Here is a 25,566-nt window from a genome sequence, read left to right as displayed (position 1 = left end):
GATGCTGCGATACCTTCTCGCCTGCCTGGCGGCCTGTGGGTGCGTCGGAGCCCACGCTGCTTGCCTTGATGATGCGGCCGTTGCTGACTTCGTCGAAAAGTACACCGCCCGAACCCCGGTCGCCGCGCCCGAGGGACTCAGCGATGCCGACGCCGCGTGCACCCGCGCGAAGCTCCATGCGCTTCTCGTTTCGCGGCTCGGCCCGGTGATCGGCTACAAGGCCGGATTGACCAACGCGGCGGTGCAAAAGCGCTTCAACACCGACAAGCCGGTATGGGGCCGACTCTATGAGGGCATGGTGCTGGCCAATGGAGCGGTTGTGGATGCCGTGTTCGGCGCGCGGCCGCTGTTCGAAGCCGACATGCTGGTGCGCGTGCGCAGCGATGCCATCAACGTCGCACGGACTCCGCAGGAAGTTCTCGATGCGATCGATCAAGTGATCCCATTCATCGAATTGCCCGATCTCATGGTGCAGGCACCGCAACGACTGGATGGCGCGGGACTCGCCGCAATCAACGTCGCCGCCCGACTCGGCGTGGCAGGTCAGCCGATCGGGATACCGGCGATGCGCGCCGATCGCCATGCAATGCTGGACGCGCTGCGCGACATGAAAATCAGAGTGACCGATGACAAAGGCGTGGCACTCGCGGAGGGCCGTGGCAGCGATCTGCTCGGCCATCCGCTGCAGGCGGTCGTCTGGCTTGCGGGAGCACTCGCAACCGAGGGATTGAAACTGAAGCCGGGCGACCTCGTCAGTCTCGGTTCTTTTTCACCCCTGCTGCCACCCCGGTCGGGGTCCAGCATTACCGCGGCTTATGAAGGATTGCCAGGCAAGGTTTCTGTCAATGTGAACTTCAAATAGCACGCCCAAATAGCACACCCGTTTACGCAGACGATTGCAGTATCGGCACCTCGGCCAGACGAGCGGCCATGAAATCGACAAGGCTTCTCACACGCTGCGGAATGAAGCGGTTGCTGGGGAACACCGCGTTCAACGGATAGCGTTCGCCGCGCCACTGCGGCAGCAGGCGCACCAGTTGCCCCGATGCCAAAGCGTGAAGCAAGTCCAATTCCGACTTGTAGAGGACGCCCTCGCCTGCCAGCGCCCACTGGTGGGCAATGGATGCGTCATCGACCTCGCGATTGCCTGCTACTTGCACGCTGACCCATTCGCCATCTCGCTCGAAACGCCAGTCGACATAGCGTGCGCTGCGCAGTTCAAAGATCAAGCAGTTGTGGCGATGCAGATCTTCGGGTGTTTGAGGTGTGCCAAAACGTTCGAGATAACGTGGGGACGCGCACAGCACGCGGCGAGTCATCGCGAGGCCTCGCACGACGGCGTTCGGGTCGGTAGTCGCGCCATAGCGCAAGGCGACATCGACAGGGTCGCGCAGTACATCGTGCACCCTGTCACTGACCGACAATCCCAGACGCAAAGCTGGATTGGTAGCAAGAAACTCGTCGAACCAGGGCAGCAACACGCTACGGGCCAGATCCGACGGTGCCGCGACGCGCACCATCCCCGACAGCGTGGAGCCTTCCGCCAGCACCTGCGCCTCACCTTCGTCGATCAGCGCCAACGCGCGACTGGCGTAGCCCAACAGGTTCTGGCCTTGGCTCGTCAGCCGGATGGAGCGCGTGGATCGCTCGAAGAGTCTGGCCCCCAACTGGCCTTCGAGTCGCTTGAGCATGCTGCTGGCAGTTGCGGGCGTCACCTTCAGCACTTGGGCGGCAGCCGTGAGGGAGCCAGTGCTCGCGGCCTCGACCAGGAGGCGCAGATCTTCGATGTTCTGAATTTTCATCGATCCATCCAATCTGGCAAGACTGCGCAATGCGCTACAGCAGCGTCAGATGGTATCCCGCCCAAGGGGGCATCGGTGGCGACAGGCGCACCAGCCGGGGCCTGAGCGCTAGGCTCGAGCGGGCTTGCCTGCCGGTCGCCGGGTGATAGCCAGGTTGGCCGTCATCATGGCCGCAACCAGCGTGACCAACCACGAGAAATACACCCATAGCAAGAACATGGGGAGCACCGCGAATGCTCCATACAGCGCCTTGTACGTTGGCACCTTGACGAGGTAGGTGGTGAAGCCGCGCTTGCCGAGCTCGAAGGCCACGCTGGCGATCAAGCCGCCTGCGAAGGCATCGCGCAGCCGTACCTTGGTGTTCGGAACGAGGTAGAACATGCTCGTCAGTACAACTACGCCGAGCATGAGCGGCCCGAGGTCGAGCACGAATGCGAGCGAGGGCGGCAGCGCGCCGATCAGGCCCATCGAGATGCCCAGCAAATACGACGTGGCCCACAGGCTCAGGCCCAGGACGGGTGGGCCGGCGGCCAACATCAGCAGATACAGGCCAACCCTCTTGAAGAACGGCCGGTTCTTCCGGATCTTCCACATCTGATTCAGCGCGTTCTCCACGGTAAGCAACATCGCGATGGCCGTGCCCAGCAAGAAGAGCGAACCGACCCAAGTCAGGCCGCTGGCGTTCGTGGCGAACTGGTTCAGGTACTTCAGCACTGTGCGTGCGATGTCCACGGGAAGCAGCCTGCTCAACAGAAACTCCTGAAGGGCATCCTTGAACCGCGTGAAGACCGGGAATCGCATGAAGAGCGCGAAGCTCGCCGCCAGCAAAGGCACGATGGACAGCAAGGTCGTGAACGCCAGGCTTCCGGCGACTTGGGGCAAACGCTCTTTTCTGGCACGGTCGATGGTCAAGCGGGTCAGGGCAAACATGTATCGCTAAGGGGGAGGAGTCGAACGGTTTCGCGGACGCAAGAACCGCTGCCGCTGCAGGTGATTGTGATTAGTACACAGGATCGATTCGGTCAGTCTGTGACATCAACCGGTTGAATCTGCGGTCTGAAACGGCCGGCGCGTGACCGCCTTGCCTTCGTGATCGTCGCCAGGCTCTTCGCAAGATCGATGAAGGCCCGCAGCTTCGGCTGACTCTGCATCGCAGCTGGAAAATAAAGAAACAACCCGGCGTCGCGCGGGATGAACTCCTCGAACATCAGTTCAAGCTCGCCACGCTCGACTTCCTCCGCCACCTCCAGCTCCCCCACGAAGGCGAGGCCAAGGCCGCGCTTCGCGAGCCGTACGGCCGCCAGCCGGTCGTCGACGATCAACTGCTCGGGCATCCGGACCTTGATGGTCTTGCCGTTACGTTCGAACTCCCAGACGTAGAGCGACCGGTTCGTCGGAAAGCGGTACAGGACCGCCTTGTGCCGCGGCAGGTCTTCAAGCCGCTTCGGCCGTCCGGCCTTCGCCAGATAGGCAGGGCTCGCGGCGATAGCCCAACGGTTCTCCGGCGTCAGGCGGATGGCGACCATGTCCCGGTCAATCGACTCGCCGAGCCTGACGCCGGCGTCGAAGCCTTCAGCGACGAGGTCCACGAGCGCGTCGTTGAGCGAGATGTCGAGCTTGACCATGGGGTACAGCTCCTGAAACCGCTCCAGGATGGGCTCGAGCAGGCGCTCCATGGCCATGTGCGGCACGGTAAGCCGCAATGTGCCGGTCGGCACGAGTTGGGCAACGCTGAGGGCCTGCAGCGCGTCGCTGACCTCGTTGGCCGCGCGATCCAGGCGCTGATAGAGCTCCGCCCCTGCCTCTGTCAGCCGGACGCGGCGCGTCGTGCGCTGGAACAATTTGGTCTGATAACGCGTCTCCAGCACCCGGATCGCCTTGCTCATCGCGGTCGGCGTCATGTCCAGCGCCTCGGCGGCAGGGGTGAAGCCCCCGTGCCGCGCCACGGCCAGGAAATGGGTCAATCCGTCGAACAGGTCGCGCTTCATGCGATGACCATAGCTGATTCTCTAAACGGTTTGTGAACTTGGAGTTCAAAACCCTGGTCGCGTACTCACGATGATTTCTTCAATCAAGACGCCTAAATTCCAATCCATTCCACCGCACAGCGTGGTGGCGCAAGGAGTTGGAAATGACGCAGACCGTTCTGATCACCGGTGCATCGACCGGAATCGGCCGTGAGGCCGCCAAGCTGTTCCAGGCCAAAGGCTGGAACGTGCTCGCAACGATGCGAGCCCCGGAGAGCGAAACCGAACTGGGCAAGCTCGCCAATGTGCGGGTCTTGCGTCTCAACGTCACCGACGCGGCCAGCATCGCTGATGCCGTCACGCACGGCATTCGCGACTTCGGCGGGATCGACGTGCTCGTCAACAACGCCGGGTTTGGCGCCTACGGGCCGCTGGAAGCCACGTCGCTCGACACGATCCGCAAGCAGTTCGACACCAATGTCGTCGGCCTGTACGCTGTGACCAAGGCCGTGCTGCCGCACATGCGGCAACGCAAACACGGCACGATCGTCAACATCAGCTCGGTGGGCGGCCGCCTTGCCTTCCCCCTGGGTTCTCTCTATCACGGCAGCAAGTTCGCGGTCGAAGGCCTGTCCGAGGCGCTCTTCTACGAGCTCGCCGCGATCGGCATCCGCGTCAAGATCGTCGAACCGGGCATGACCAAGTCCGATTTCAGCGGGCGCTCCCTGGTCTTCAGCCATGAAGCGTCGATCGCCGAGTACGGGCCGATCGTCACCAACACCACGAACGGCTTCGCGGCCCTCAGCCAGGAGCCGGCCGAAGCAGCCGACGTGGCACGGACCATCTTCGATGCCGCGATCGACGGCACGGCCCGCCTGCGCTACGCCACGGGCAAAGACTCGATCAAGCTGATCGACATGCGTCGCAACGACGACGACAGCGTCTTCCTTGCGCGCATGCAGAAGACGTTCAGCCTCTGATCCACCGGGACGCGGCTTCCGCCTCCCAATCAACCGACCGAATTCGAGCCGCCAGCGCCGCGGACGCCCAAGCTCACCCTCTCAATCCGCAAGAACCGAAAGGATAGAACCATGACCAAGATTGCACTCATCACCGGATCGAGCCGCGGCCTCGGCCGCAGCATGGCCCTCAACATCGCCCGCCACGGTGGCGATGTCGTCGTGACCTACAACGGCAGCAAGGATGCGGCCTACGCGGTCGTCGCCGAGATCACCGCCGCGGGCGGCAAGGCCGTCGCCCTTTCGCTCAATGTCGAGGACGTCGCAAGCTTCCCCGCGTTCGTCGAAGCGTTCAAGTCGGCGCTCGGCTCGACCTTCGGCCGCGATACGTTCGACCACCTCGTTCACAACGCCGGCTATGGTGGATACAGCTTGATCCCGGACGTGACCGAGGACGCGTTCGACCAGATGGTGAACGTGCACTTCAAAGGGCCGTTCTTCCTCACTCAAGCGCTGCTGCCCGTGCTCGCCGACGGCGGCCGTATCGTGAACATCTCCACCGGCTTGACCCGTAACTCGGCGGCGGGCTTCTCGACCTATGCCGCCGCCAAGGGTGCGCTCGAGGTCCTGACTCGTTTCCAGGCGACCGAACTGGGCGCGCGCGGCATCACCGTCAACACCATCGCACCGGGTGCGATCGAAACCGACTTCAACGGCGGCGCGCTTCGCAATTCGCCGGACTTCCAGGCCTACTTCAAGAGCATCACCCCGCTCGCTCGGCTCGGCCAGCCGGACGATATCGGGGGATTGGTGGCGAGTTTCCTCTCTGACGGCAATCGCTGGATCAATGGCCAGCGCATCGAAGCCAGCGGCGGCGCCCTGATCTGAAACCCCCTCAGGATTGCGCCCTGGAGGCCCGCGTCGCGAAGCGAGATGGGCCTTCTACAAGCAAACTCGTTCCACTGGACGAGCACCATGAACGAAGAGTCTCCCATGACCAAGATGACCGTTGATTTCGTCTCCGATGTCTCGTGTCCTTACTGCCTGATGGGCCTGCTTGCGCTCGAGATCGCCCTCGTGCGGACCAGCGATGTGGTCGAGCCTCAGTTCCGCTTTTACCCGTATCAGCTGAATCCGGACATGCCGCCCGAAGGCGAGAGTCTTGCGGTCAACCTGAACCGCAAGTTCGGTGTTTCGGCTGCAGATGTCCGCAACGGCTGCGCTCAAGGAACCCAGCGCGTGGCGGCGCTCGGCTTCACGATGAACTACAGCGATGCCTCGGGCATCTACAACACCCACGACGCGCATCGACTGCTGCACTGGGCGGGGCTCCAGGGCCGTCAGTTGGAACTGAAGCGCATGCTCTTCGCCGCCTATTTCTCAAAGGGACTCAATCCCTCGGATCACGGCGTTCTGATCGATGCCGCCGTGGAGGCTGGCCTCGATCCCCAGGCGGCTCGCGAGGTCCTTTCGAGCGGGCGATATGACGAAGACGTCCGTGCGGACGAGCAGCTCTGGCGGAGCCGTGGCGTGACTGGTGTCCCTTTCATCATGATCAACGGCAGCCATGCGATCAGCGGCTCGCAATCGCCCCAACAGTACGAGAGCACGTTGAGGCAGCTTGCGTCTGAGAGGGCCGCCTGACGTGCCCCACTGCGATTCACAACCCCCCATACCCCGCGCCGGCGTCGTTCAAGCGACCGCCACGTCGGCCGCCTAGCCCCCCAATCAACAGAAAGAGATATCGCAATGGGCTTTACCGAAAAGAACCTGGGCAATCAGTCTGGAAAGACTTTCGCCATCACGGGCGCCAACACCGGCCTCGGCTTTCAGACAGCGCGCGCCTTGGCCATGAAGGGTGGGAGGGTTATCTTGATGTGCCGCTCCGAGCCCCTTGCGCGGGCCGCAATGGACGCCATCCGGAAGCACGCACCCAGGGCCGACCTGAAGTTCGTGCCGTTGGACTTGGCGGACCTGGACTCCGTTGCCGCGGCGGCCGAGATCCTGTTGCGCGAACCGAAGATCGACGTGCTGATCAACAACGCGGGGCTGATGGTTCCGCCTCTGCAGCGAACCCGTCAGGGCTTCGAAAGCCAGATGGGGGTGAATCACTTCGGGCACTTCGCCCTCACGGGCCGATTGCTGCCCAAGTTGATGACCGACGGCACGCGAATCGTGGTTTTGTCCTCCGTCGCGCACAAGAAGGGCTTGATCAACTTCGAGGACATCAACGCCCGTAAGCACTACGACGCCTCCAAGCAGTACGCATCGAGCAAGCTCGCCAACCTAGTCTTTTCCCTGGACCTGAACGCCCGACTGGCCACCCAGGGCACCAAGGCGATCTGCGTTGCCGCCCACCCGGGCCTGGCGGATACGGAGCTGAGCCGTTATCTACCCAATTGGGTGAAGATCTTTCTCCCATTGCTGCGCCCCCTGGTCAACAGTGCTGCCAGCGGTGCGTGGCCGACGCTACTGGCCGCCACGGACGAGCGCGCACAGGGCGGGGAGTACTACGGGCCTTCGCGGAGGGGGGAGACCGCGGGACCGGCGACCCATGCTCACATCGATGAGCGTGCGAAGGACCCCGATGTCGCCAAACGGCTCTGGGACCTTTCTATCGAGATGACGAAAGTGAAGCCGCTCCTGTGAGCGCACGTCCCTGATCGCCGCTCCGTCGACAGGTTGTTCGATGATGCCAGCACGATCCCGCGCCTACCGCATCGAGTTTTCACACAGCCTCGGCCCCATCGCGGACATCGTCTTCGAGAACCAGCCGTGCATCGAAACCTGATCGACTCACAACGGTGCAACGGGCACTGGCCAACGCAATCGCGATTTCCCACGAAAAGCCGAAGGACGGCTCTCAGTTGTTGACAATGATCCGCCAGCAACTTTCCTTAGTGTTCCCGGAATCCGTGACTATGCAATCGGCGCGGTGGTCCACGCGGTTGCCGAAATAAGCTTTGTCCGACGAAAGGTTCCTAGAGATAAGGTCGCCGATCTCATCGAGCAATGGAGAAAATTCAGCGAAATAACTATGCCCCAGTTCCAGAAGACCCGTCTTTGCCACGACTTCGACGGTGTCGATGCGGTCGATTTTGGCGAATCCCGGCGGTGCCCCGACACGGTCCATATCATGAACTTTCCGGGAGAAATGCACCGGCTTGTCCTTCTTGGATACGTATAGCGTCGTCCGTTCGGAAATGTACGGATATGCACTAGCCATGTCTTGGAACAGATCGGCGTCCACATCGGGCGCGGCAAGGATCACTTGGCCAAATCGAAGCTTGTCCTGCAGCCGTGCGGCCACGCGCAACAAGGCGCGGTTACCCATACTGTGGGCAATGACATGGATCGGCTGACTATCGCCAACTTCCTCCCGCAGGCGCACCAAAAACTGCGCGAGATATTTCTCGCTGTACTCGATGGTGGCTTCGTCCGCAGTGTAGGCCAGCGTCTTGCTCCTGGAGGGCCAACTGAAGAAGGCGGGTACCCCTTGCAAGTTGAGGTCCGCCCATAGCTGCGCCGTGCGCAAGGCTGCATCCGCGAAGCTGTTGTTGTAGCCATGGATGAAGACCAGGACGACCTTCTGCTTGTTGTCGATTTGCTTCAGCGTGGAGGTTAAGTCGCCCCAGTAAGCCTCTTCGCTCAGTCGCTGCGCGTGGGTGAAGATCAAAGGCGCGTCCTTGTCGGGCTGGAACCGTGAATAGCTTCCGAGTGAGCCGCGCTCGTGACTGGCCGGTATCAGGACTTCGCACACGCCAAAGTTCAACTTTCGGTCCCGATCGGAGCCATAAGGATCGAAGCGAACAAAAGGCTCCGTCTCTTTGCGGTTCGTTCCGTACCAGAGCTTGACATTCTTGCCTGCCGCCTTCGGGGTCGTGACTGTAGGGGATGGAGGTGCGGCAACAGGGGCGGGCGCATGCCGCGGAGGTGGCGATGCGGCCACAACGGCTGGCGGGGGTGCGAGCACTGGTGGCGGGCTTTGCAGCGCGCACCCCGAGAACAATGCGCAAAGCATCGCGAGAGCGGCTTCGCAACGACCGTTTTTCATTTTCATCCCTCCATCGGCGCAATGCCGCTCCTCAACGGGCGCCATGCCATCGGTCTATCGTGCCCTGGAGTGAGTTATACCTACTATTGGTCGGCCTGTCCTCTATCTAAGAAAGGCTGGTGCTTTGCAAACGCGCGGTAAGCGGCCAGCAACCCCACCTTGAGAACTGAAGCCAAGCCGGAGACCATGCTGTCCACTAAGTTAGCTGGCCATCATCAATGGCTCCGCCACAGTCAACACCGAGTCCCTTGCTCGATAGTTTTTTGTCCTTCATGGTGTGCACCATCTCCTGTTGGTGCACACCCATCTGGGCGGCACACTTCAGGTCACATCCTGCGCAATCGCCACGCCATCACCAACGACGGTCTCGGTCGAACTACTACGCTGCAACTGACGATTCAGCTCTTCTTCGTGAGTACAAGCGTGTCACCCGACGAACTCTCATCGATGACTACGGCGCTCTGGCATTCGGGCAGTTTCGTTCTGAAGAAAACCACTATGTTCAGCGCGTCGGCGCCATACTTGATTCGAATCTGCCCCCCAGCCTTGGTCACGCGAATCATCTCCACGATGATCTTCAACTGGATCTCCTCCGGCACGTGCGCGAGCACCCAGAGGCAGACCACGGCGTCGTAGCTGTTGTCTTCGAGCGGCAGCTTGGATGCATCGGCCTGCAAGCTCTTGCCGAGCGTTGCCGGGTAGTGCTTGGCCGTTGCGTGACGATTGGCATGGATGATGTCCAGGAGCCAGAGCTGCTCGGCGTCCAGCCTGTACCGCGGGTTCTCGCTGTGGTGGGCCAGACAGTAGAAGAACTCGATCTGCTCGCAGTACCGCCCGGTCAAGCTTTCCTTGTACATCCCGCCGATCTTCTCGATCTCCTCCGCGTTGATGTCGACCTTGTCCACCGTGATGCCGAAACTCGCGGCCTCGGTCCCGAAGAACGCAAGACCAGCCCCGACATCCAGCACGCGGCACCCAGACAAGGCTTGCAGGACCGTCCTCGTGAGCCGAAGCTCATAGAGATAGGTGTCGCGATACCAGGGCACGGGAGACAAAGCGATCTTGGGCACGAGCGTCACGCTCATGGCCGTCTGGAGACGATTGATCCTTGCGAGGAACAAGCTCCTTGCGGAGATGTAGACCGTCACACCCGGATTGCTGGCGTTGCCCAGATTGACCGACTCCGGCGACGCGAACTTCGACTGGAACGTGCTCGGATCCTCGAAATGGGGTGCAAATGCGTCGCACGGGCCCGGTTCATCCGCGCCCTCGACCATGCTGCTACTGCTACTGCTACTGCTGCTGCTGCTGCTGCTGCTGCTGCTGCTGCTGCTGCTGGACACGGAGGCTTGGCAACGAAGCAGTTCCGGCGTCGCGATATCCGGTCCCGACGCAACGGCCTCCAGTGACAGCGCCCTCAGCTGGGTCGGATGCGCGCGGAGCTTGTCCATCACGGAGAACCAGAGGCGCGCCTCGCACGCGACATCGTTCGGCGCTGCGGCGAGACGCGCGCTGTCGAGGACACTGCCGTCGGCGCGCTTGATCTTGAATTCGACCTGCGAGTCAATGCGCAGGTTGAACCAGTCGTTTGCGTCACGGAAGCTGCGCCGCGTGGCGTGCACCTCGGTGCCGTCATCGCAGGCGATGATCACGCTGACGGGCATGCCGTGGTGAACCCCGGCGATCCGGTCGACGCGTCCCTTGAACGTGATGGCTTTCTCCTTACCCGAGATTCGGGACTGCTTAGATTCCGTGCTCGGCGAGCGCTGCATCGCAGCGATCGATCGCGTCCATCTTCCGAGTCCCGCTCAGGCGGTGATCGGCGAGGATCTCGCGCACGAACGACAGCTCATCGTCATCGTCGAAGTCGCGGCCGTAGCAGAGCATGTACTCGACGAACCGGACGACGTCCGGCTGCTGGTCGATGCCGTGAGAACTGGCCTTCTCGATACCGCAGGCGATCACGGCCTCGAGTTCGGCATCGGCCAGCCCCTGGGTCTGAGCGGCGAAGGCAGACCGCAATGCCAGGGCCGCGCGGGTCTTGAAGCCTTGGCGGGCCGCCTCGCGCAGCACGGCCATCTGTGAGTTTCGGATCAGGATCATGGTTTGCTTCAGGTCAATGGGTCGCCTTTGGTGCCGCTGAGAATGCGCCGTCAGACTCCTGCGGATCCCGGCATGAGCGACGGACGCCATGAAACAGGGCGACGCCGTTGGCAGCGCCATCGAGCACCGGGCGACGCAGGGTGTCCGATTCTTCTCTCGGTCATTTGTCGGCCAGTCGCCTGGAGCCGCCGTCCACCCCGCGCGGGCTGGGCCGGAAATACAGCAGCGATTGCGCTCCGTCGCTCTCGCAAGCCAGTTTTGTCATCGGCCCGAAGACTTGCGCCGCCTCCCCGGGCGTGCAGGTGGGCAGGTACGCGCGCAGCACGCGGGGGTCGTAGAAGCGAAACATGAGGATCTGTCCGGCCTCGTCGCGCACGCGCAGCAAGGTGCGCAGATGGCGGCTCAGCTGCGTCAGGGTCACGTGGGTAGGCACCACCGTCAGCACGCTCCAGCTTTGCCCCCAGCCGAGCTCAAACAAGTACCGGGTGAACGCCGGCCAAGGCGAAAGGCGGACTAGGTAAGGGGCTGCGGCCTGCAGTTCCAATGACAGCGGTCCGGCGAAAAGGCAGGTGTATTCCAGTCCCGCAGAACGCAGCATCGGCAATATGCGCGGATCGCGGGCGCTGTCGACGATGGCGTGCACCTGGTCTTCCGCCAGGCTATCGCCATGAGGCCACAACTGGGCGATCAGCGCATCGGCCGGTTGGCTGCTCATTGGGTAAGGAGCGCTTCGCGCTTCTTTTCTCGGGGCGCGCATTCCTCGCAAAATGCCACGCCGTGCCGAGCCGCGTTCACGAGCACGGCCGCCTGGGCCGCTTGATCGATGCGGTTCATCTGATCGACTGCGAGCTCGGGGATCACCTCGACGGGCTCAGGCCTGCGGGACAACGAGCCGGAGCGGGCTTTGGCCGGGGTGGATGTCAGCGGGACAGGCGCAGGAGCAGGAGCCGGGACAGATGCCGGCACACGGGCCGTCGCCGGTCGCTCGAACGGGCCGGACGACATGCCAAGAGGCTCGCAAACGAACTCGTACAGGCCGTAGGCGCCCCGGACAATGTGCCTGGCCACAGCCACCCTCACCTGAAGGTCACTCAGGGAATGCACGAAGAACCCGTTCTTCGACAGGAGTGTGCGCAATGCCCGCGTGTCCACGAGTTGCAGCAGTCGCTCGAGATTTTCATCGCGACCGAGGGACAGGCGGACAATGCGATACCAGCCCCATGCATGCGAATGCCCCGAATCGACACGCCCAATGGGCCGCCTGGTGTCGCAGCACAGGCCCCAGCGACATCCCATGACGGAAAACTCCAGTTCGACGAGCTTTCGTACCTCGATGCCACCCTTCACACTGTCCGCACCCGGAGGCACGGACCTCAAGTACATGGACTGCAGCATGTTGTCGCGCCTCCTCTCATGCATCACGAACCGGCTCGGCAAGAAGTAGCGGGTCTGAAATGCCGTGTGCAACCTCTGCAGTGTCGTGTGCAGCGCGAGCCCTAGCGATACCTGTCTAGAAGCACCCGCAACCGCTCTCTTGCTGGGGCCTTCAGACGCTCTGAACTTGCAAGCTCGCTGGATTTCGCAATGAGACTGGTCCTGGCCTCTGCTTGGGACGTCTTGTAGAACGCCACGAGTTGCCGCGCGTTGTCCGAAACTCCGGGAGGAACAGGTTTGGAAAGACTCGTGGGAATCATCTTCTCCGAGCTTGACAGGACGGTCGGGAGCTTGGGCTGGAACGCAGACAGCATGGCAAGCTGCACGCCGATCGTCTCAACGTACTCCTCCTGGTACCACTTGCCCTGGCTTTTCTCATAGGCCGCCTCATACCGCTGAAGCATCGGCGCTAGCGTAGTCAGGATCTCGTTAGTGATCTTCTCGTTGCCAACCCCGTGAGAAAGCCCATAGAACACCATCGCTGCGTTGTCCGCATTCAGCGCCGTATCGACATTCCTGCCGCCTTCATCGCGCAGCCACAAAGGTTCATCGGGATAGGCGATCTGCCGATTTTCGGCAGCACGCAGGGCGAGCAGATACTGGTTCATCAGGCTCGAACTCTGGACCGCCGGGTAAGGCAACACTGGTAGCGTCGCACGTCCACAGGCGGTCGTCATCACGAAGGCGCAGAGCGCAAGTACGAACCGGAGTCGCAAGAACAGCTTCATGGGCTCAATGTAATCTTTGGTTACTCAGATTGCATCCCATATTCAGGCGATGCTAGGACAGTACGAACCCATACGCTCGGCTAAATCGCCGACGAATCGTCACGATGCGATCGGGCGTGCTCCGGAGTGAAGTCCAGTGCAGGGAGTCCTCCACGAGGCTTACTTCTCCAGCACGAGGATGTACTAGACACCGCGCGTGGAGTCATAGTGGTTGGACAGAACCCTGGGTTCGCTGCCCGCTGGGAGCAACAACTCTACGAACAACACGGTGCGTCTACGACCAGCAACGAATGGGATGGTAGTTGGGCGTGAAGAATGTGCCTTACTTCATCATGCTTACGCTTCTCGATATCCTCAATGTTCGGGGTCCTGTACTCTGGACAGACGTCGCAAGATGTGAAGGACGAAGCCCTCCAGAAGACACGCGGATGATCTGCTCACAGAAATTCATGCGCAGAGAATCGCGGCCGCTCCGCCAGAATGGCCGGTTATCGCAGCCGGTCGGGATGCGTATACGGCGTCAGGATACATGGCTGTTGATTTCTGCTCGGGCGTGACCCAAATTTCCGCGAGCGCTTGATCCGCCAATACCTCAGGGCAGGACGCCTGCGGTGCCTTGCAATCGGTGCACAAAGGGGGCAGGACTCGATGGAAAAGTGGGTTACACGAGCGTGGAAATCCACACCTTCGGAGTTAGTGTGCATCCCGCAACCTAGGGGTTGTACAAGCAGACTTAGCGGAGTATTCGCGCAGCGCTCTGCGGTGGGTCAGCACCGCGTTGTTGATAAGTGCTTGACCGGCTCGCTATAACGAGGGGGCACGAGAACGCCCCGATTACCGTCGTTTGACCAAACGCCGACCCCACCTCACGAAAAGCAGGCGTTTACGAAGGCCAGCTTTAGTGAAAAGCTAGGGTCAGCACTGCGTTGTTGAAGAGTGCTTGATCAACTCGCGATAACGACAGTCACCAGAACACCGTATTACCGTCGGTTGGGCTTGCTGCTGCCCTCAACTCACCGGGAAGCAGGCGTTTGCGAATGCCATCTTTGGCGGGCTGACAGCACCCTGACCGTCACTAGTGATGAGCGGCTAATAACTTGCGACAACCAAAGTCACGCGAACACCCCCTTATAGGCGGCTGAGAGCGCACCGCAAACGGCAGGAACATGCTGCGCCCAGGTCGGCACCTCGACCCTGCGAGCTGCAGGTATGCAGCGGAAGCCGACCTTCAGCGCCGCTCAGCTAACCGACCGCTTCATGGCTGACCCCGACGCTTAGGAAGCCATCGAATTGAATTGAATGAGATCGGCAGGGGAACGGTGGCTAATGAAGCACACGACCAACGGCTCTAGTCGTTTCGCCAGTTCCCGGCAAACGCTGTGCGTTAAGCGTAATGATCGACGGAGCGCTTACGATACAGGCCCTCCGGCTCAGTTGACTTTCAAAGTGTGACTGCCGCGTTGAAGGAAGGCAGTGTGAACATGGCTAACGAAGATATCGATACAGTCCGGGCGTCACGAGCCGGGCACACCTTCCACGAGAGATGGGCTGCGCGACGAGCGTTGCAGTTGGTCTTTCCGAATGACAATCTATTTGCGATCGCCGTAGAGGGAATTTCTTCAACGGAGGCCATGAGCCCTGGAGCGTGGGCCGAAGATGTCGCTGACCTTGTTCTTTACTACGGCAGCGGAGACAATTTTCAGACCTGCGAGCGACTCGAGACTGTCCAGTTCAAGTACAAGCATCGCGAAGAGGCGGTTACGGCCTCTTATCTGAAAAAGACAATCGAAAAGTTCTCCAGCACGATTGCCGGCTATGAGAAGGAGTCTTCGGTCGCCGAAGTCGACGCGAAGGTCTGGTTCATTTTCGTCACGAACGCAGAATTCAAGGGCAGTCTTTTGGAGGCAATAGAGGTCCTCATCGAAGGGACCACGCCTTCAAGCCGCGATGTCGCCGATCAGGTTCAGTACCTCAAAGAATGTTGTGCTACTGGGGGTTTGTCCGACGCAAGCCGTCTTTTCTCTAAGATAGTTTTTCGAGCCGGAGAGAAGAGCCTGTCGGGTCAAGACAACGCGCTCAGGCGAACACTCACCGACTGGTCTGCTGGCGCCGATGCAGAGGCAAGGATCCGCCTTCTCGGGCTCCAGGACCTCGTCCTGAAGAAGGCTGGTTTAAGCGGCCAAGGCAAGAACCTGATCCGTCGTGAAGATATCCTGGATGCGCTCGATTGCGCCCCAGAGGACCTATTTCCAGCTGACACCCGCTTCATCGATGTAGGCGCTGTCGTTGAGCGATCTGAACTTTCGATGGTCCATGATCTGGTCAGGACTTCGGGTCGGCCTGTCTTCGTCGACGCGGAGGGCGGAGTGGGCAAGACGGTGTTTGTCCAAAGTCTTGCCGCAAGGATGGGAAGCGAATTTGAAGTGGTCGTTTTCGACTGTTTCGGCGGTGGTTCGTACCGCTCGGACAATCACTCTAGGCACCTCCCCAGAATTGGGCTTGTGCAAATTGTCAACGAATTGGCCGCGCGAACACTGTGTGATCCACTGCTGCCAGCCGGTGACGATAGTCGCAAAGTCATCAGGGCGGTGCGCAAACGACTTGCTCAAGCGGCGGAAGCAATACGGACACAGTCTGAAAAACTCGGTCTGTTTATCATCGTCGATGCGGCCGATAACGCCCAGTTGGAAGCTGACTATCGCCACGAAGATGCATTCCCGAAGCTTCTTCTTTCGACCATCGACGAAGATCCGATCGACGGCGTGAAATTGCTGCTTACGGCACGCACGCACCGTAAGGATAAGGTCATTGGTCGTAACACGGTGACTCGGGTCGAGCTGGGGCCTTTCATCGATCCCGAGGCTCGAGAATTTCTGAAGGATCGCAATCCCGACGCTTCCGACGTGGAGATTGCGACCGCCTTGGCACGATCCGGACGGAACGCGCGTGTTCTCGACTACCTCGTTCAGACTTGGGACGCGAATGTTCGAGGTAGCCAGTCGGCCGCGCTTATTCTGGTCCCCGAAATAATCGCCCAGCGCTGCACGAAGATCGTCTCGGATCTTCATGTTGCAGGGTGGTCGAATTCAGAAGTAACCGAGTTTTTTGTCGCGCTGTCGCTACTTCCTCCACCGATTCCGCTCGATGAACTAGCGAACGCGCTTGGCTGGTCCGCGGCTCAAGTCGGTACCGCGGCATCGGATCTGGCTCCGATGCTCGAGATTGCCTCGCACGGTGCGATCTTCAGGGACGAGCCCACGGAAACATATATCCGAGAAACATACTCCGAGGGCGCGGAAGCTCAAAAGGCCATTGCCGACCGCCTTCTGGCCGCGCAGGGGACATCGGCCTACGCCGCCGAAGCGCTGCCGCATTTCTTGGTCGTCATCAAAGACAGCGACCGAGCGTTCGCGCTCGCCGATTCAACCAGCTTCCCGGCAGCGGTGCAGTCGGACTTTGGCCGCCGAAGGTTGACGCTCGCACGGCTTCGCGCTGCCTTTCGATTGGCAGTAGCAGAAGACGACCTCGACCGTGTGCTTGGCCTGAGCATGCGGCTAGCGCAAGCCGCGACGGCCAATCTCAGAGGCGACGAGTTCATTCGGAGCTCACCCGCTCTCGCGGTCGTACTCGGTGACACTGACTCCTATCGCCGCCTTCTCGCGGATCGCTCGGGATGGCGTGGCGCCAGAAGTGCACGGTTATCAGTCGCCCATCACTTTGCAGGTGACTTCGAGGAAGCGACGATCCAGTGCGAAAGCACGGTGCGGTGGATCAATTGGCAAAGTGCGCAGGCGCACGACGAGACACATCGCGATCGCGCTGGACCAGAAATCAAAGACTTCGCAGCTGTGCTGTTTCAACATTCCGCTGAAGGCAAATTCGACGTTGTGGATCGTAACCTCGCTTCCTGGAATGAGCGTTTCTCGCTATCCGCAAGCGGCCAGCTTCTGCAGCTGCTGGAACTGTTTGACAAGGCGAATGGGACAACGACGGTCGCGGCTCTCGTGTCGTTTGCCGCAAGTGACAAATGCAAATCGCGGGCGCTCAAGCTGCGCCTTCTCTCGCGACCCCGGTATCTCAATAGACAGCAAGCGAAGTTGATCGCGAAGGCGGTTGGAACTCTAGCGTCCGATGACGATGACGATGACGATGACGAAGATGAGGGCTTCTCAACAGAGTCCAAACAAGGGAGCAGTGTCCACGTTGTACAGGCGGCATTGACAGCACTCTTCCAAAGCTCGCGTGCCGCAACCGCGGCAATCATCCGCCATGTGCCGCTTACCCGCCCATCGGCCCACGACTACGGCGAGCGCTACGGTCAGTCGAAAGCTTGGCCTCCAATCCTCCGTACCTGTATTCGCGCGTGGTCGACTGGAAGGCCGGTCGCGTACCATGACCTGCTTCCGCATGAGGTAAAGATCACCAAGCTGGCAAAGGAAGTAACGACCGAGAAAGAGCTGGTGGCGTTTCTGAAGAAGCTGCGCAGGCCCGCGCCCGGCGGCCCCGGCAAGAAGGGGGGCGGAAAGCAGCAAAGCGCGAGATTCAGCGACCGTGAGTGTGAGGACATAAGTAAAGGCATCGAGCTTGCGCGTCAGCTGACTCGGTCAATCGAGGATGCTGCCCTCTCTCGTGGAAGCCTCTCAGATGCGAGTGTCACCGGCTTCCTAGATGCGTGGCGCAAATACCTGCGCGAGGATGTGCACTGGAGGGCAGAGACCGCAACTGATTTGCTTGTTCGCACCGTTGGCCTCGGTTGCATCCACATCCTGCTGGACCATGCACCCAAAATATCGGGCGATCAAGCGAAGACGATCATCAGCCTGACTTCCTCTGGGCGATTCTCCGTCCAGCAGAAGATTTCCGTATTGGGTCAGCTTGCCCAACGATCAGCCCTCCATGAGCTCGCAGGCCAGTTTGCGCAGCACGTCGTGGAACAGATCGGCCAAGACGACAATGTCGAGCAACGCGGTAGTTCATACGCCGATCTCGCCGCTTCCCTTGTGCTCATGAGCGTTGATGAGGCCCGTGAATATTACCGACAAGGTTTGGCTCAGTTGGACCAAATGGGCGGAGAGAGCTACGAGCAGATTTACTCGCTGCTTCGTTTTGCGAGCGTCCAACAAGGCGGATTCCTGAAGCCCGCACTGTCGCATCGATTGATGAACCTTTGCCAGACCATTGTTCGGAATGAGCCAAGCAAGTTTGGATGGACGTTGTTCGCGCGCGCCGCGGCCAATGCCATAGGCTTCCCGGCGATCGCCAAGATCGTGCGTTGGCACGACCAGGACATCGCGGAGATGTCTTACGGATTGCCGCAGCTTGCCTGTTTTCTGGCCAAGAATGGAAATTTGGATCCGCGTCGCGCCGCTTTTGTTCTTGCGATCTGTGAAGACCATGGTTGGTGGGACTGGCGTTTTGGCGATGGTGTCGCCGACCTGCTGAGATTGTCCAATCCCGCTGATCAGAGGCCGATCTTTCTGGCTATCATCAAAAAACTGCGCGCGCAGTACCCTTTCGGCGCCTGGACCTCCCTTTGGGAAGGCCTCCTGGAAACGGGCAATCAGTTCCCCGCCGCAATCACCAATGAAGAGCGGGAGGCGATTGAGCAACTCAGGATAGAGGCGCAACGCAAGCAGGATGAGTTCAGCAGTCGCGATCGCTCGACGCCGGACTTTCTAGCCAATCAGACCCCGAAACCGAGCAAAGAAGAGATCGACGGTCTCGTCGCGGCGCTAGTCTCGAACTGCGATCCGTCATCGGCGCATTCGATCGACAAATCCCTGACGATCATCAAAACGGACAACCGGCTTTCCTATGACGCGCGCCAGCGCTTCATCGTCGGCTTGGGCGCCTCGTGCCCATATCCCAAGCGGTTGGCGTATCTGTTTGCAATCTGTGACGCTATCGAGCTAAGCCTCACTCAGTCACTGGACATACTTGCCGAGTGTCTAGCCGCCTGGAGCGGATCATCCAAACACCTCAGTTCCAATGCAAAAGCGCTGGTTGAACGATTGTTCGAGTCCAAGATCGTCGAACTCTTCGAAGGTCAGTTCTCCAACATCGTACGCGGAATCCAGCGGCTTTCGGACCTGTGCAATGACAAGCGTTTTGTGCTACAGCGCATCCTTCGCAAGGTGTCAGCGGAGGAGGTGGAGCTCGACGGCGACGAGTGGCTGCAGTTGGCCGCCGCTATGTGTGACGTAACGTCGGGCCAAGCCGGCCTCAATGCACTGGAGTTGCTGCTATCCGGGCCGGCCTCCCGTATCGCGGACGAGATCGGAGAGGGACCGTTCCGCCCACAGCAAGCTATTGAGGGCAACGAAGTGGCGTTCCTCGCCGACGTCATTTGGCACCTCCTCGGCAACGACGACACCTATGTTCGCTGGACGGTCGCAAGGGGATTGAGCACACTGGTCGAGTTGGGTCTCAACGAAGAGCTCAGCCTATTGCTTGACCGCTTCGACCAAAGAGAAGTCGCGGCCCTGGCATCGTCGGATCGGAGTCTTTCGTTTCTGAATTCCCGTCAGTGGTTGCTGATGGGACTGGCGCGGGCCGCCTTGCATCATGGAGGGACCATGGGTGGCCTTCGACGCCAGCTGCTGGCGCTCGCCCAACGAAGCGACCTTCACGTCATAGACAAAGTCCACATTGCCAGGTGTTTAAGGAATATCGGTAACCAAGAAGTCCGCGATACAGATCTGGATGCATTGCTCGATCAGATCGACCAGCCGCCATGCGGCGTTCTTATCAGCGATGTCTATCCGGGTGCCGCGAAATCGACGTCAACTTTCCGCTTCGACTACGAGTTTGCGAAGCACGAGATCAGCACCCTTGCTTGGCTTTTCAACCTCGATCAGGCAACGGTGGAAGATGCGATTGCAGTCGAGATCGCGCATCGATGGCCGGACGCTGCCTCATTGGATGACTTCCCTGGCCGTCAGCGGTACGAGTGGGATCGAGACGATCAATATGAGTCCTACCGAGAGCATGTCCAAAGACACGCGTTGCTTAGCGCTGCAACCAGTCTTTCGAATGCGTGGCCAGTGGTTGTTCGGAGTTATGAATCCGGCGGTTCACCTTGGTTGGAATGGCGCGGCCGCTACGACCTCACGTTTGATGACGGCTCGTGGCTGTCGGATCGGAAAGATCCTGTTCCTAAGCAGGCGAAGGAATATTTGCTAGGTAAGAGGAGCGGCCAACAGGAAACACTGCAGGATCAGCAAACAGTGCTGCGGAAGCTAGGCCTCGTGGACACCGCTTCCGACGCGCTTGTTCCTCTATACGGGCGCTGGTCGTCGCCTGATGGCGTGAACGTAAGCATCACGTCCGCGTTGACGGAACGGAAGGGCGCAATAGGCCGGTGCATGGCATTCGCAAAGCAACCTAGCCATGACTTTTGGTTGCCGGAGTTCTGGGACGAGGGGTACTACGACCACCGGCACCGCCGAAAGAGCACCTTCGCTCCATTGGTATGGTCGCCCGAGACCCGCAGTCTTGGCATCGACGTAGGTGATGAGATCGCCGCCGAGGGACCGGCCGGTAGACCGCGTCTCGGAATCGACCTTACGAAGAATCTGATGTTGGCAAATGACCCGGGCAGCGGAGATTGGCACTCCGTCGATGGGAGTCTCGCGCTGAGAAGCCAGGTCTGGGGCAGTTGGAAACCCGACCCCGATCACCGCAGATCTCGCCATCACGACGATGGTGAGGTTCTATCGGCCTCGCCAGGGTGGCTCGCTGCGACGTTGTCCAGCTTCAACAAGCGACTTGTCTTCGCGATAAAGCTTTGGAAGCATCGATCGTCGCGTGAGTACGACCCTTCGAATGGGGTTAAATCCGTGCTTGTTGGACTAAGAATCGATGATGGAAAGCTGAGAATTTGGCAGGCAAGAAAGGCGTCGAAGCATGACTTTTGAAGTAGTCGAGTTGACCATCCATTTTCGTTGAACCCGGCCGGCCTCGACCTTCAATAAGCCGGGACATTTAAAGCTCGAGTGCGCCGATACCTCGGCGTCGACGCCTTGGAGATTTCAGAGCAGTCCGAGACCCGAGACCTATGGTCGCTAGTCGCGAATGACTGACTGTCCCCGGAGGCCGCCAGTCGTTCGAGCGCGAGTTTGAGTGCCTGCATGCAGCCTGAACCGGCCGTCGACATAAGGCAGCTTCACAGCGCGAACAGGCCATCGGCTTAGCCATTAGCCGAATCTGGCGGTCCATCGTGCAACCAGATGCACCCCTACCCGCTAAAGTCCAGCATCAGACTTCTTGAACCAAGTATGCCGCCGGACCCAGAGTATTTTGTTGAACGCTCAGCCACCTTCAAGAATGACGATGGTAGTCCCAGCGCTCGGAAGCTTTCAGCCTGGCGCAATCTTGATGCCTACGTGCTCCTCGGTGAACCTGGTGCCGGAAAGTCGACCGCATTCGAACAGGAGGCCAAAGCCATCGGTTCCGATGCGCGATATGTAACCGCGCGGAGCCTCCTGGCGCTCGGAGCTCCGGACGGCTGGACCAACGAGATTTTGTTCATCGATGCGCTCGACGAGCGACGCGGCGATTCGTCCGCCTTTCTGAGTTCCCTTGACGAACTGCGTCAGAAACTGAATCAACTCGGTCGCCCTCGTTTTCGGCTGTCATGCCGCGAGGCCGATTGGTACATCAATGGAGTGGCAGAACTGGCCGAGGTCGCCCCTGCGGGCAAGGTGACGACACTCTGGCTTGACCCGTTGACCTCTGAAGACGTCAAGTCGCTGCTTGAGCATTGGTCGCCGCAGCGAGTCGCCGATCCGCGAGTCTTCTTGGAGCGAGCCCAGCAGCATGGAATGACGTCGCTGCTCGGTAATCCTCTCTTGCTCGGAATGCTCGTGGATGCGGTCAGTGGAAGCGATTGGCCCAGCAGCAGACAAGCGACGTATGAACTCGCTTGCGAAAAGATGGCCGTCGAGCACAACGATATCCGACGCCGCAGCACGGCATCTTCGCCTGTGCTTGCCCACGACATCTTGTCGGCAGCCGGTCAACTCTACGCGCTCATGCTTCTGTCCGATGCGCACGGTTTCACGATGGACCCGGCTGACGACGAGAAAGGCGTCATCCCGTTCACCGCGCTGCCGACGGAGTTTGCGCGCAGCACGAGGACGGCATCGGAATGTCTAAGCTCCAAACTGTTTATTGCGGACGGGGATCGTCGCATACCGCGACATCGAACGGTCGCGGAATTCTTGGCAGCGAAGGCGCTGGCCCAGAGCATTGATCGTGGTCTTCCCGTTCAACGAGTGCTTGCGATGATGTGCGGCCGTAGCGGCCGCATCGTGGAGCCGCTGCGCGGCTTGTATGCGTGGCTCGCAGTGCACTGTATACGCGAGCGGCCTTACTTAATCGATCGGGACGCACTTGGACTCGTGATGTATGGTGATGTGCGCCATTTCTCCGTGCCCGAAAAGCGAGGTATTCTGGACGCCCTCTATCGTGAAGCGGAGCGCTTCCGCTGGTTTCGGAACGAGAACTGGGATGCCCATCCGTTTGGGGCACTTGGCACTCGCGACATGGAACAGACGTTTCGCGGACTGCTCACCTCGACAGCTCGCGAGCCGGCGCATCAGGCGCTGCTGGATTGCGTGACCGACGCCATCGCGCAGGGCGAGCGCGAGTTGCAGTTGCCCAAAGAACTCGAGCACGTCACTCGGGACTCGAGCTATTGGTCGGATCTACGACGCTCAGCACTCGATGCGTGGCTCACAAAAGGCGGCTATGACATCAATGCGGCAAAGCGTCTGTTGGAAGACATTCGAGCGGGGGCGGTCGCCGATGAGGATGACCAATTGGCTGGCGCACTATTGACCGCGCTGTACCCAGCTCACATGTCAACGGCAGAGGCCCTGCGGTATCAGAGACCCAGACGGCAAGAATTCAACATCACCCGGTTCCACATGTTCTGGGCTCTTGATTTCCTAGCGGTGATGCCAAAGGCGGATCTTCCAGCCGCCGCGGATGTGCTCGCCGCGCGCCTCGCTTCGGAAAAGCACAACAGTGATGAAGAAGGTCCGGACCGAGCACGCGATGAGACGCGAGAACTTGCCCTGAAAGTAGTGGCCGCGGCCTTGCGAGCTGACACACCTGGTCTAAGCGCAGAGCGCTTGTACGCCTGGCTCGGCGTTGGAGTCGACGAATACGGCTCGTTCGAGGCAAGCAGCGACGAGGCGAAGGCCATCGCCGAATGGCTATCGAATCATCCAGCGCAGCGGCGCCAAGCGTTCGCGTACGGTCTCTCGCAGGTCGTTCCCGAGGCACGGGACGGGCGGCGCTACTTCTGGGTGGTGGAAGAGCGCATGTTTCGCTCCAGACGAGCCGAGAACTGGTTCCAGTGGCTACTCGAGATCGCTGATGCCACCGACGATCCAGAGGTCGCGAAGCATTGCCTACAGGAAGCCGGGCGAGCCGCCCTCGGCGAGATGCAGGATTCCGCCATTACTGTCGAGGAGATTGAGGACTGGGTCCGTCTGCACCTTGCTCAGTGGCCGCTCGCCGAGCAGTGGAAGACCGACGTGTTCGCCTGGCCTCTGGATGCTTACCAAAGCGCCAACTACGCGCGCAAACAGAAACAGCGCTCTAAGGCGGCAGCGGAACGGTCCGCGCGGCAGCAGCAATTGGCGCCACACCTTGCTGCCATCTCTACTGGATTGGCAAATCCGCGCCTGCTCGACCAAGTGGTCAACGCCTATGCGAAACGATACACGGACGTTCGGGGCGAAACCCCACTGGAGCGAGTTCAAGATTTTCTTGTTGTGGGCCCAGAGCAAGCGAGCCAAGCTATCGAAGGGATCAAGGCTGCGCTTGCGAGAACAGACCTGCCAAGCGTTGACGATGTGGCCTTAACGTTGGCAGAAGGCAAGATCCTCTACCTGAACTCGGTCTGCCTGCTGGCAGCCAAGCTCGTTCATGAGGAGCAACCGGATGCGTGGCGTTCCTGGCCCGCGGCGCTGGTCGACACCATGATCGCGTTCTGTCTCACCGGCGTCGAAAGCGAATCCCCGTCTTGGTATGCCGCGCTGGCGAATGAGCATCCTCAGGTGCTGGCGCCCATTCTGTTGCGTTTCGCGCGCACCGACTTGTCCAGGGGCGTCGGCCCGCAGCTCCGGCAGCTATATACGCTTCGTGACCAAGGAGCTTCAGCAGAACTGGTACAGCTGGTGGTTCCCGAGCTATGGCGAATCCTGCCGTCTCGCCCGAGCGCCGGACAATTGCGCTTCCTCGAGAGCGTCATTCTTCCCGCATCGATGTTGCATCTCGAGCAGCGTCAGTGGCACAGCTTGGTAGAAGACAAGCTGGCCGAACCAGGCATCAGCGATGAACTTGCAATTGTTCTTCACGTGGCCGCAATGCGCTTTGATGTTGCCGCCCATTGCCACGTACTGCTGAACCTCTGCGAACATAACCCCGATCTCACGAACACTCTTGGAGATGCTCTCATGAGCTGGCGGCGCGACGAGACCGCGTTGTTGGCGGACTCACCCGAGCTCATTGGGCGCCTCGTCGCACTGCTTGCGTCGGGGTTGTCTTCGGAGCGGCCGACGGAGGCTGACACGATCTCGTCGTCGGATAGTCGACGCGAGGCCGCCCAGACCTTGATACGTGCTATCGCCAGTGCTACAAGCGAAGTTGCCGGATCCGAACTCCGGCGCTTGCGAGATCTCCCAGCGTTGAGCAATTGGGCGGTCTACATCGACAGCCTCCTCTATGACCACGAACGCATAGCTAACAAGGCGTCATTTCTTGCTGCCTCTCCAGCGTTGGTCGCCCAGGTTTTGCTCAACAAAGCTCCAGCAAATGCGCGCGACATGGCGGAGCTCGTGAGGGATCACATGAGGCAACTAGCGCAAAGGATTCAGTTCGAGGAGTCGAATTGGATCGAAAACTTCTATCGACCCGTAGCAATGAGAACGGTTGGAAGAAGTGGCACTGGCAAGGGGCCCAAAGCGACCCAACCCAAGATCGAGAACGACTGTCGCGACCTCATCCAAGGTCTCTTGCGAGACCGCGTCCTGCTTCTGAACGTACAGGTCGAGAAGGAGAGCTATGCAGCGGGTGACAGGCGCGCCGACCTCCAGGCGACAACCATTGCGGACGGACGACGGGTTATCGTGCCGATCGAAGTGAAAAAGGACGATCACCCGGAAGTCTGGACTGCATGGCGCGATCAGTTGGCGGCGCGGTACACCTCGAATCCGGCCGCTGAAGGCATGGGCGTCTACCTCGTGCTGTGGTTCGGGTACCGCTCGACGCGCGCACCCGATGGTGTGAAACCAAAGTCGGCGGAGCACATGGCCAGTTTGCTCGACGCTCTCATCCCAGCCGAGCGACGCGCTCACATCGTCGGCCTTGTTGTCGATCTTTCGAGAGATCTGCAATGATTTGTCGCCTGTCACCGTACGAACAAGGATGAACCAAGGCGGATGAAGGCGGACAAGAAAAAAGCCCAAAGTTATTGATTTACCTGGGACTTTAGGTTGCGTCTTCGAC

General features: G+C 60.1%; 16 protein-coding genes. 7 read left to right on the top strand and 9 right to left on the bottom strand.

What is annotated here, in order from left to right:
* The first annotated feature begins 1 nt into the window (after position 1).
* Positions 2 to 862 carry a 2-keto-4-pentenoate hydratase gene (locus ACSFBF_RS22750; RefSeq protein WP_435470903.1) on the top strand — a complete coding sequence of 287 codons (861 nt, stop codon included), beginning with the start codon at positions 2 to 4 and terminating at the stop codon, positions 860 to 862.
* Positions 863 to 884: 22 nt separating this feature from the next.
* Here ACSFBF_RS22750 and ACSFBF_RS22745 read toward each other — a convergent pair whose 3' ends face one another.
* From ACSFBF_RS22745 to ACSFBF_RS22735, 3 genes are all read right to left on the bottom strand, one after another.
* Positions 885 to 1,802, bottom strand: a complete 918-nt coding sequence (locus ACSFBF_RS22745) for a LysR family transcriptional regulator (protein WP_435470901.1) — start codon at positions 1,800 to 1,802, stop codon at positions 885 to 887.
* A gap of 108 nt (positions 1,803 to 1,910) precedes the next feature.
* Positions 1,911 to 2,732, bottom strand: a complete 822-nt coding sequence (locus ACSFBF_RS22740) for a YihY family inner membrane protein (RefSeq protein ID WP_435470899.1) — start codon at positions 2,730 to 2,732, stop codon at positions 1,911 to 1,913.
* 92 nt (positions 2,733 to 2,824) lie between these two features.
* Positions 2,825 to 3,790, bottom strand: coding sequence for a LysR family transcriptional regulator (locus ACSFBF_RS22735; RefSeq protein ID WP_435470897.1), 966 nt, complete (start codon positions 3,788 to 3,790; stop codon positions 2,825 to 2,827).
* 143 nt (positions 3,791 to 3,933) lie between these two features.
* Here ACSFBF_RS22735 and ACSFBF_RS22730 point away from each other — a divergent pair, with 143 nt between their 5' ends.
* The 4 genes from ACSFBF_RS22730 to ACSFBF_RS22715 all read left to right on the top strand — a co-directional run bounded on the left by ACSFBF_RS22730 (position 3,934) and on the right by ACSFBF_RS22715 (position 7,377).
* On the top strand, positions 3,934 to 4,749 hold the full coding sequence (locus ACSFBF_RS22730) for an SDR family oxidoreductase (RefSeq protein WP_435470895.1): 816 nt from the start codon (positions 3,934 to 3,936) through the stop codon (positions 4,747 to 4,749).
* Between the two features lie 111 nt (positions 4,750 to 4,860).
* The gene (locus tag ACSFBF_RS22725; RefSeq protein ID WP_435470893.1) at positions 4,861 to 5,616 is read left to right on the top strand and encodes an SDR family NAD(P)-dependent oxidoreductase; all 756 of its coding nucleotides are present in this window, start codon (positions 4,861 to 4,863) and stop codon (positions 5,614 to 5,616) included.
* Positions 5,617 to 5,721: 105 nt separating this feature from the next.
* Positions 5,722 to 6,372 (top strand): DsbA family oxidoreductase, encoded by a 651-nt coding sequence (locus ACSFBF_RS22720; RefSeq protein WP_435470891.1) that lies wholly within the window; start codon positions 5,722 to 5,724, stop codon positions 6,370 to 6,372.
* A 105-nt stretch (positions 6,373 to 6,477) separates the two neighbouring features.
* Positions 6,478 to 7,377 (top strand): oxidoreductase, encoded by a 900-nt coding sequence (locus tag ACSFBF_RS22715; protein WP_435470889.1) that lies wholly within the window; start codon positions 6,478 to 6,480, stop codon positions 7,375 to 7,377.
* A 214-nt stretch (positions 7,378 to 7,591) separates the two neighbouring features.
* Here ACSFBF_RS22715 and ACSFBF_RS22710 read toward each other — a convergent pair whose 3' ends face one another.
* The 6 genes from ACSFBF_RS22710 to ACSFBF_RS22685 all read right to left on the bottom strand — a co-directional run bounded on the left by ACSFBF_RS22710 (position 7,592) and on the right by ACSFBF_RS22685 (position 13,047).
* A complete protein-coding gene (locus ACSFBF_RS22710) occupies positions 7,592 to 8,782 on the bottom strand; it encodes an alpha/beta hydrolase (RefSeq protein WP_435470887.1) in 1,191 nt (396 codons plus the stop codon).
* Between the two features lie 398 nt (positions 8,783 to 9,180).
* Positions 9,181 to 10,554 carry a class I SAM-dependent methyltransferase gene (locus ACSFBF_RS22705; RefSeq protein WP_435470885.1) on the bottom strand — a complete coding sequence of 458 codons (1,374 nt, stop codon included), beginning with the start codon at positions 10,552 to 10,554 and terminating at the stop codon, positions 9,181 to 9,183.
* A complete protein-coding gene (locus ACSFBF_RS22700) occupies positions 10,526 to 10,885 on the bottom strand; it encodes a hypothetical protein (protein WP_435470883.1) in 360 nt (119 codons plus the stop codon). Before ACSFBF_RS22700 ends, ACSFBF_RS22705 begins: the two co-directional genes overlap by 29 nt.
* A 160-nt stretch (positions 10,886 to 11,045) precedes the next feature.
* Positions 11,046 to 11,600, bottom strand: coding sequence for a DUF4123 domain-containing protein (locus tag ACSFBF_RS22695; protein WP_435470881.1), 555 nt, complete (start codon positions 11,598 to 11,600; stop codon positions 11,046 to 11,048).
* The gene (locus ACSFBF_RS22690) at positions 11,597 to 12,280 is read right to left on the bottom strand and encodes a hypothetical protein (RefSeq protein WP_435470879.1); all 684 of its coding nucleotides are present in this window, start codon (positions 12,278 to 12,280) and stop codon (positions 11,597 to 11,599) included. The genes ACSFBF_RS22695 and ACSFBF_RS22690 overlap by 4 nt, the downstream gene beginning before the upstream one ends.
* A 101-nt stretch (positions 12,281 to 12,381) precedes the next feature.
* Positions 12,382 to 13,047, bottom strand: coding sequence for a hypothetical protein (locus ACSFBF_RS22685; protein ID WP_435470877.1), 666 nt, complete (start codon positions 13,045 to 13,047; stop codon positions 12,382 to 12,384).
* A 1,481-nt stretch (positions 13,048 to 14,528) separates the two neighbouring features.
* Here ACSFBF_RS22685 and ACSFBF_RS22680 point away from each other — a divergent pair.
* Positions 14,529 to 20,963, top strand: coding sequence for an NACHT domain-containing protein (locus ACSFBF_RS22680; RefSeq protein WP_435470875.1), 6,435 nt, complete (start codon positions 14,529 to 14,531; stop codon positions 20,961 to 20,963).
* Positions 20,964 to 21,323: 360 nt separating this feature from the next.
* Positions 21,324 to 25,457 carry an NACHT domain-containing protein gene (locus ACSFBF_RS22675; protein ID WP_435470873.1) on the top strand — a complete coding sequence of 1,378 codons (4,134 nt, stop codon included), beginning with the start codon at positions 21,324 to 21,326 and terminating at the stop codon, positions 25,455 to 25,457.
* The last annotated feature ends 109 nt before the right edge of the window (positions 25,458 to 25,566 follow it).

The sequence above is a fragment of the Variovorax nivicola genome (genome assembly GCF_051216475.1).
Lineage (GTDB): Bacteria > Pseudomonadota > Gammaproteobacteria > Burkholderiales > Burkholderiaceae_C > Variovorax.
Note: the sequence above shows the minus strand (reverse complement) of the source record. Positions and strands in the feature narration are given on the sequence as shown.

Coding starts and splice junctions, on each gene's coding strand:
- ACSFBF_RS22680 (WP_435470875.1), top strand. CDS start 14,529: ATGGCTAACGAAGATATCGATACAGTCCGGGCGTCACGAGCCGGGCAC.
- ACSFBF_RS22745 (WP_435470901.1), bottom strand. CDS start 1,802: ATGAAAATTCAGAACATCGAAGATCTGCGCCTCCTGGTCGAGGCCGCG.
- ACSFBF_RS22720 (WP_435470891.1), top strand. CDS start 5,722: ATGACCAAGATGACCGTTGATTTCGTCTCCGATGTCTCGTGTCCTTAC.
- ACSFBF_RS22740 (WP_435470899.1), bottom strand. CDS start 2,732: ATGTTTGCCCTGACCCGCTTGACCATCGACCGTGCCAGAAAAGAGCGT.
- ACSFBF_RS22735 (WP_435470897.1), bottom strand. CDS start 3,790: ATGAAGCGCGACCTGTTCGACGGATTGACCCATTTCCTGGCCGTGGCG.
- ACSFBF_RS22675 (WP_435470873.1), top strand. CDS start 21,324: ATGCCGCCGGACCCAGAGTATTTTGTTGAACGCTCAGCCACCTTCAAG.
- ACSFBF_RS22690 (WP_435470879.1), bottom strand. CDS start 12,280: ATGCTGCAGTCCATGTACTTGAGGTCCGTGCCTCCGGGTGCGGACAGT.
- ACSFBF_RS22695 (WP_435470881.1), bottom strand. CDS start 11,600: ATGAGCAGCCAACCGGCCGATGCGCTGATCGCCCAGTTGTGGCCTCAT.
- ACSFBF_RS22710 (WP_435470887.1), bottom strand. CDS start 8,782: ATGAAAAACGGTCGTTGCGAAGCCGCTCTCGCGATGCTTTGCGCATTG.
- ACSFBF_RS22700 (WP_435470883.1), bottom strand. CDS start 10,885: ATGATCCTGATCCGAAACTCACAGATGGCCGTGCTGCGCGAGGCGGCC.
- ACSFBF_RS22750 (WP_435470903.1), top strand. CDS start 2: ATGCTGCGATACCTTCTCGCCTGCCTGGCGGCCTGTGGGTGCGTCGGA.
- ACSFBF_RS22705 (WP_435470885.1), bottom strand. CDS start 10,554: ATGCAGCGCTCGCCGAGCACGGAATCTAAGCAGTCCCGAATCTCGGGT.
- ACSFBF_RS22685 (WP_435470877.1), bottom strand. CDS start 13,047: ATGAAGCTGTTCTTGCGACTCCGGTTCGTACTTGCGCTCTGCGCCTTC.
- ACSFBF_RS22730 (WP_435470895.1), top strand. CDS start 3,934: ATGACGCAGACCGTTCTGATCACCGGTGCATCGACCGGAATCGGCCGT.
- ACSFBF_RS22715 (WP_435470889.1), top strand. CDS start 6,478: ATGGGCTTTACCGAAAAGAACCTGGGCAATCAGTCTGGAAAGACTTTC.
- ACSFBF_RS22725 (WP_435470893.1), top strand. CDS start 4,861: ATGACCAAGATTGCACTCATCACCGGATCGAGCCGCGGCCTCGGCCGC.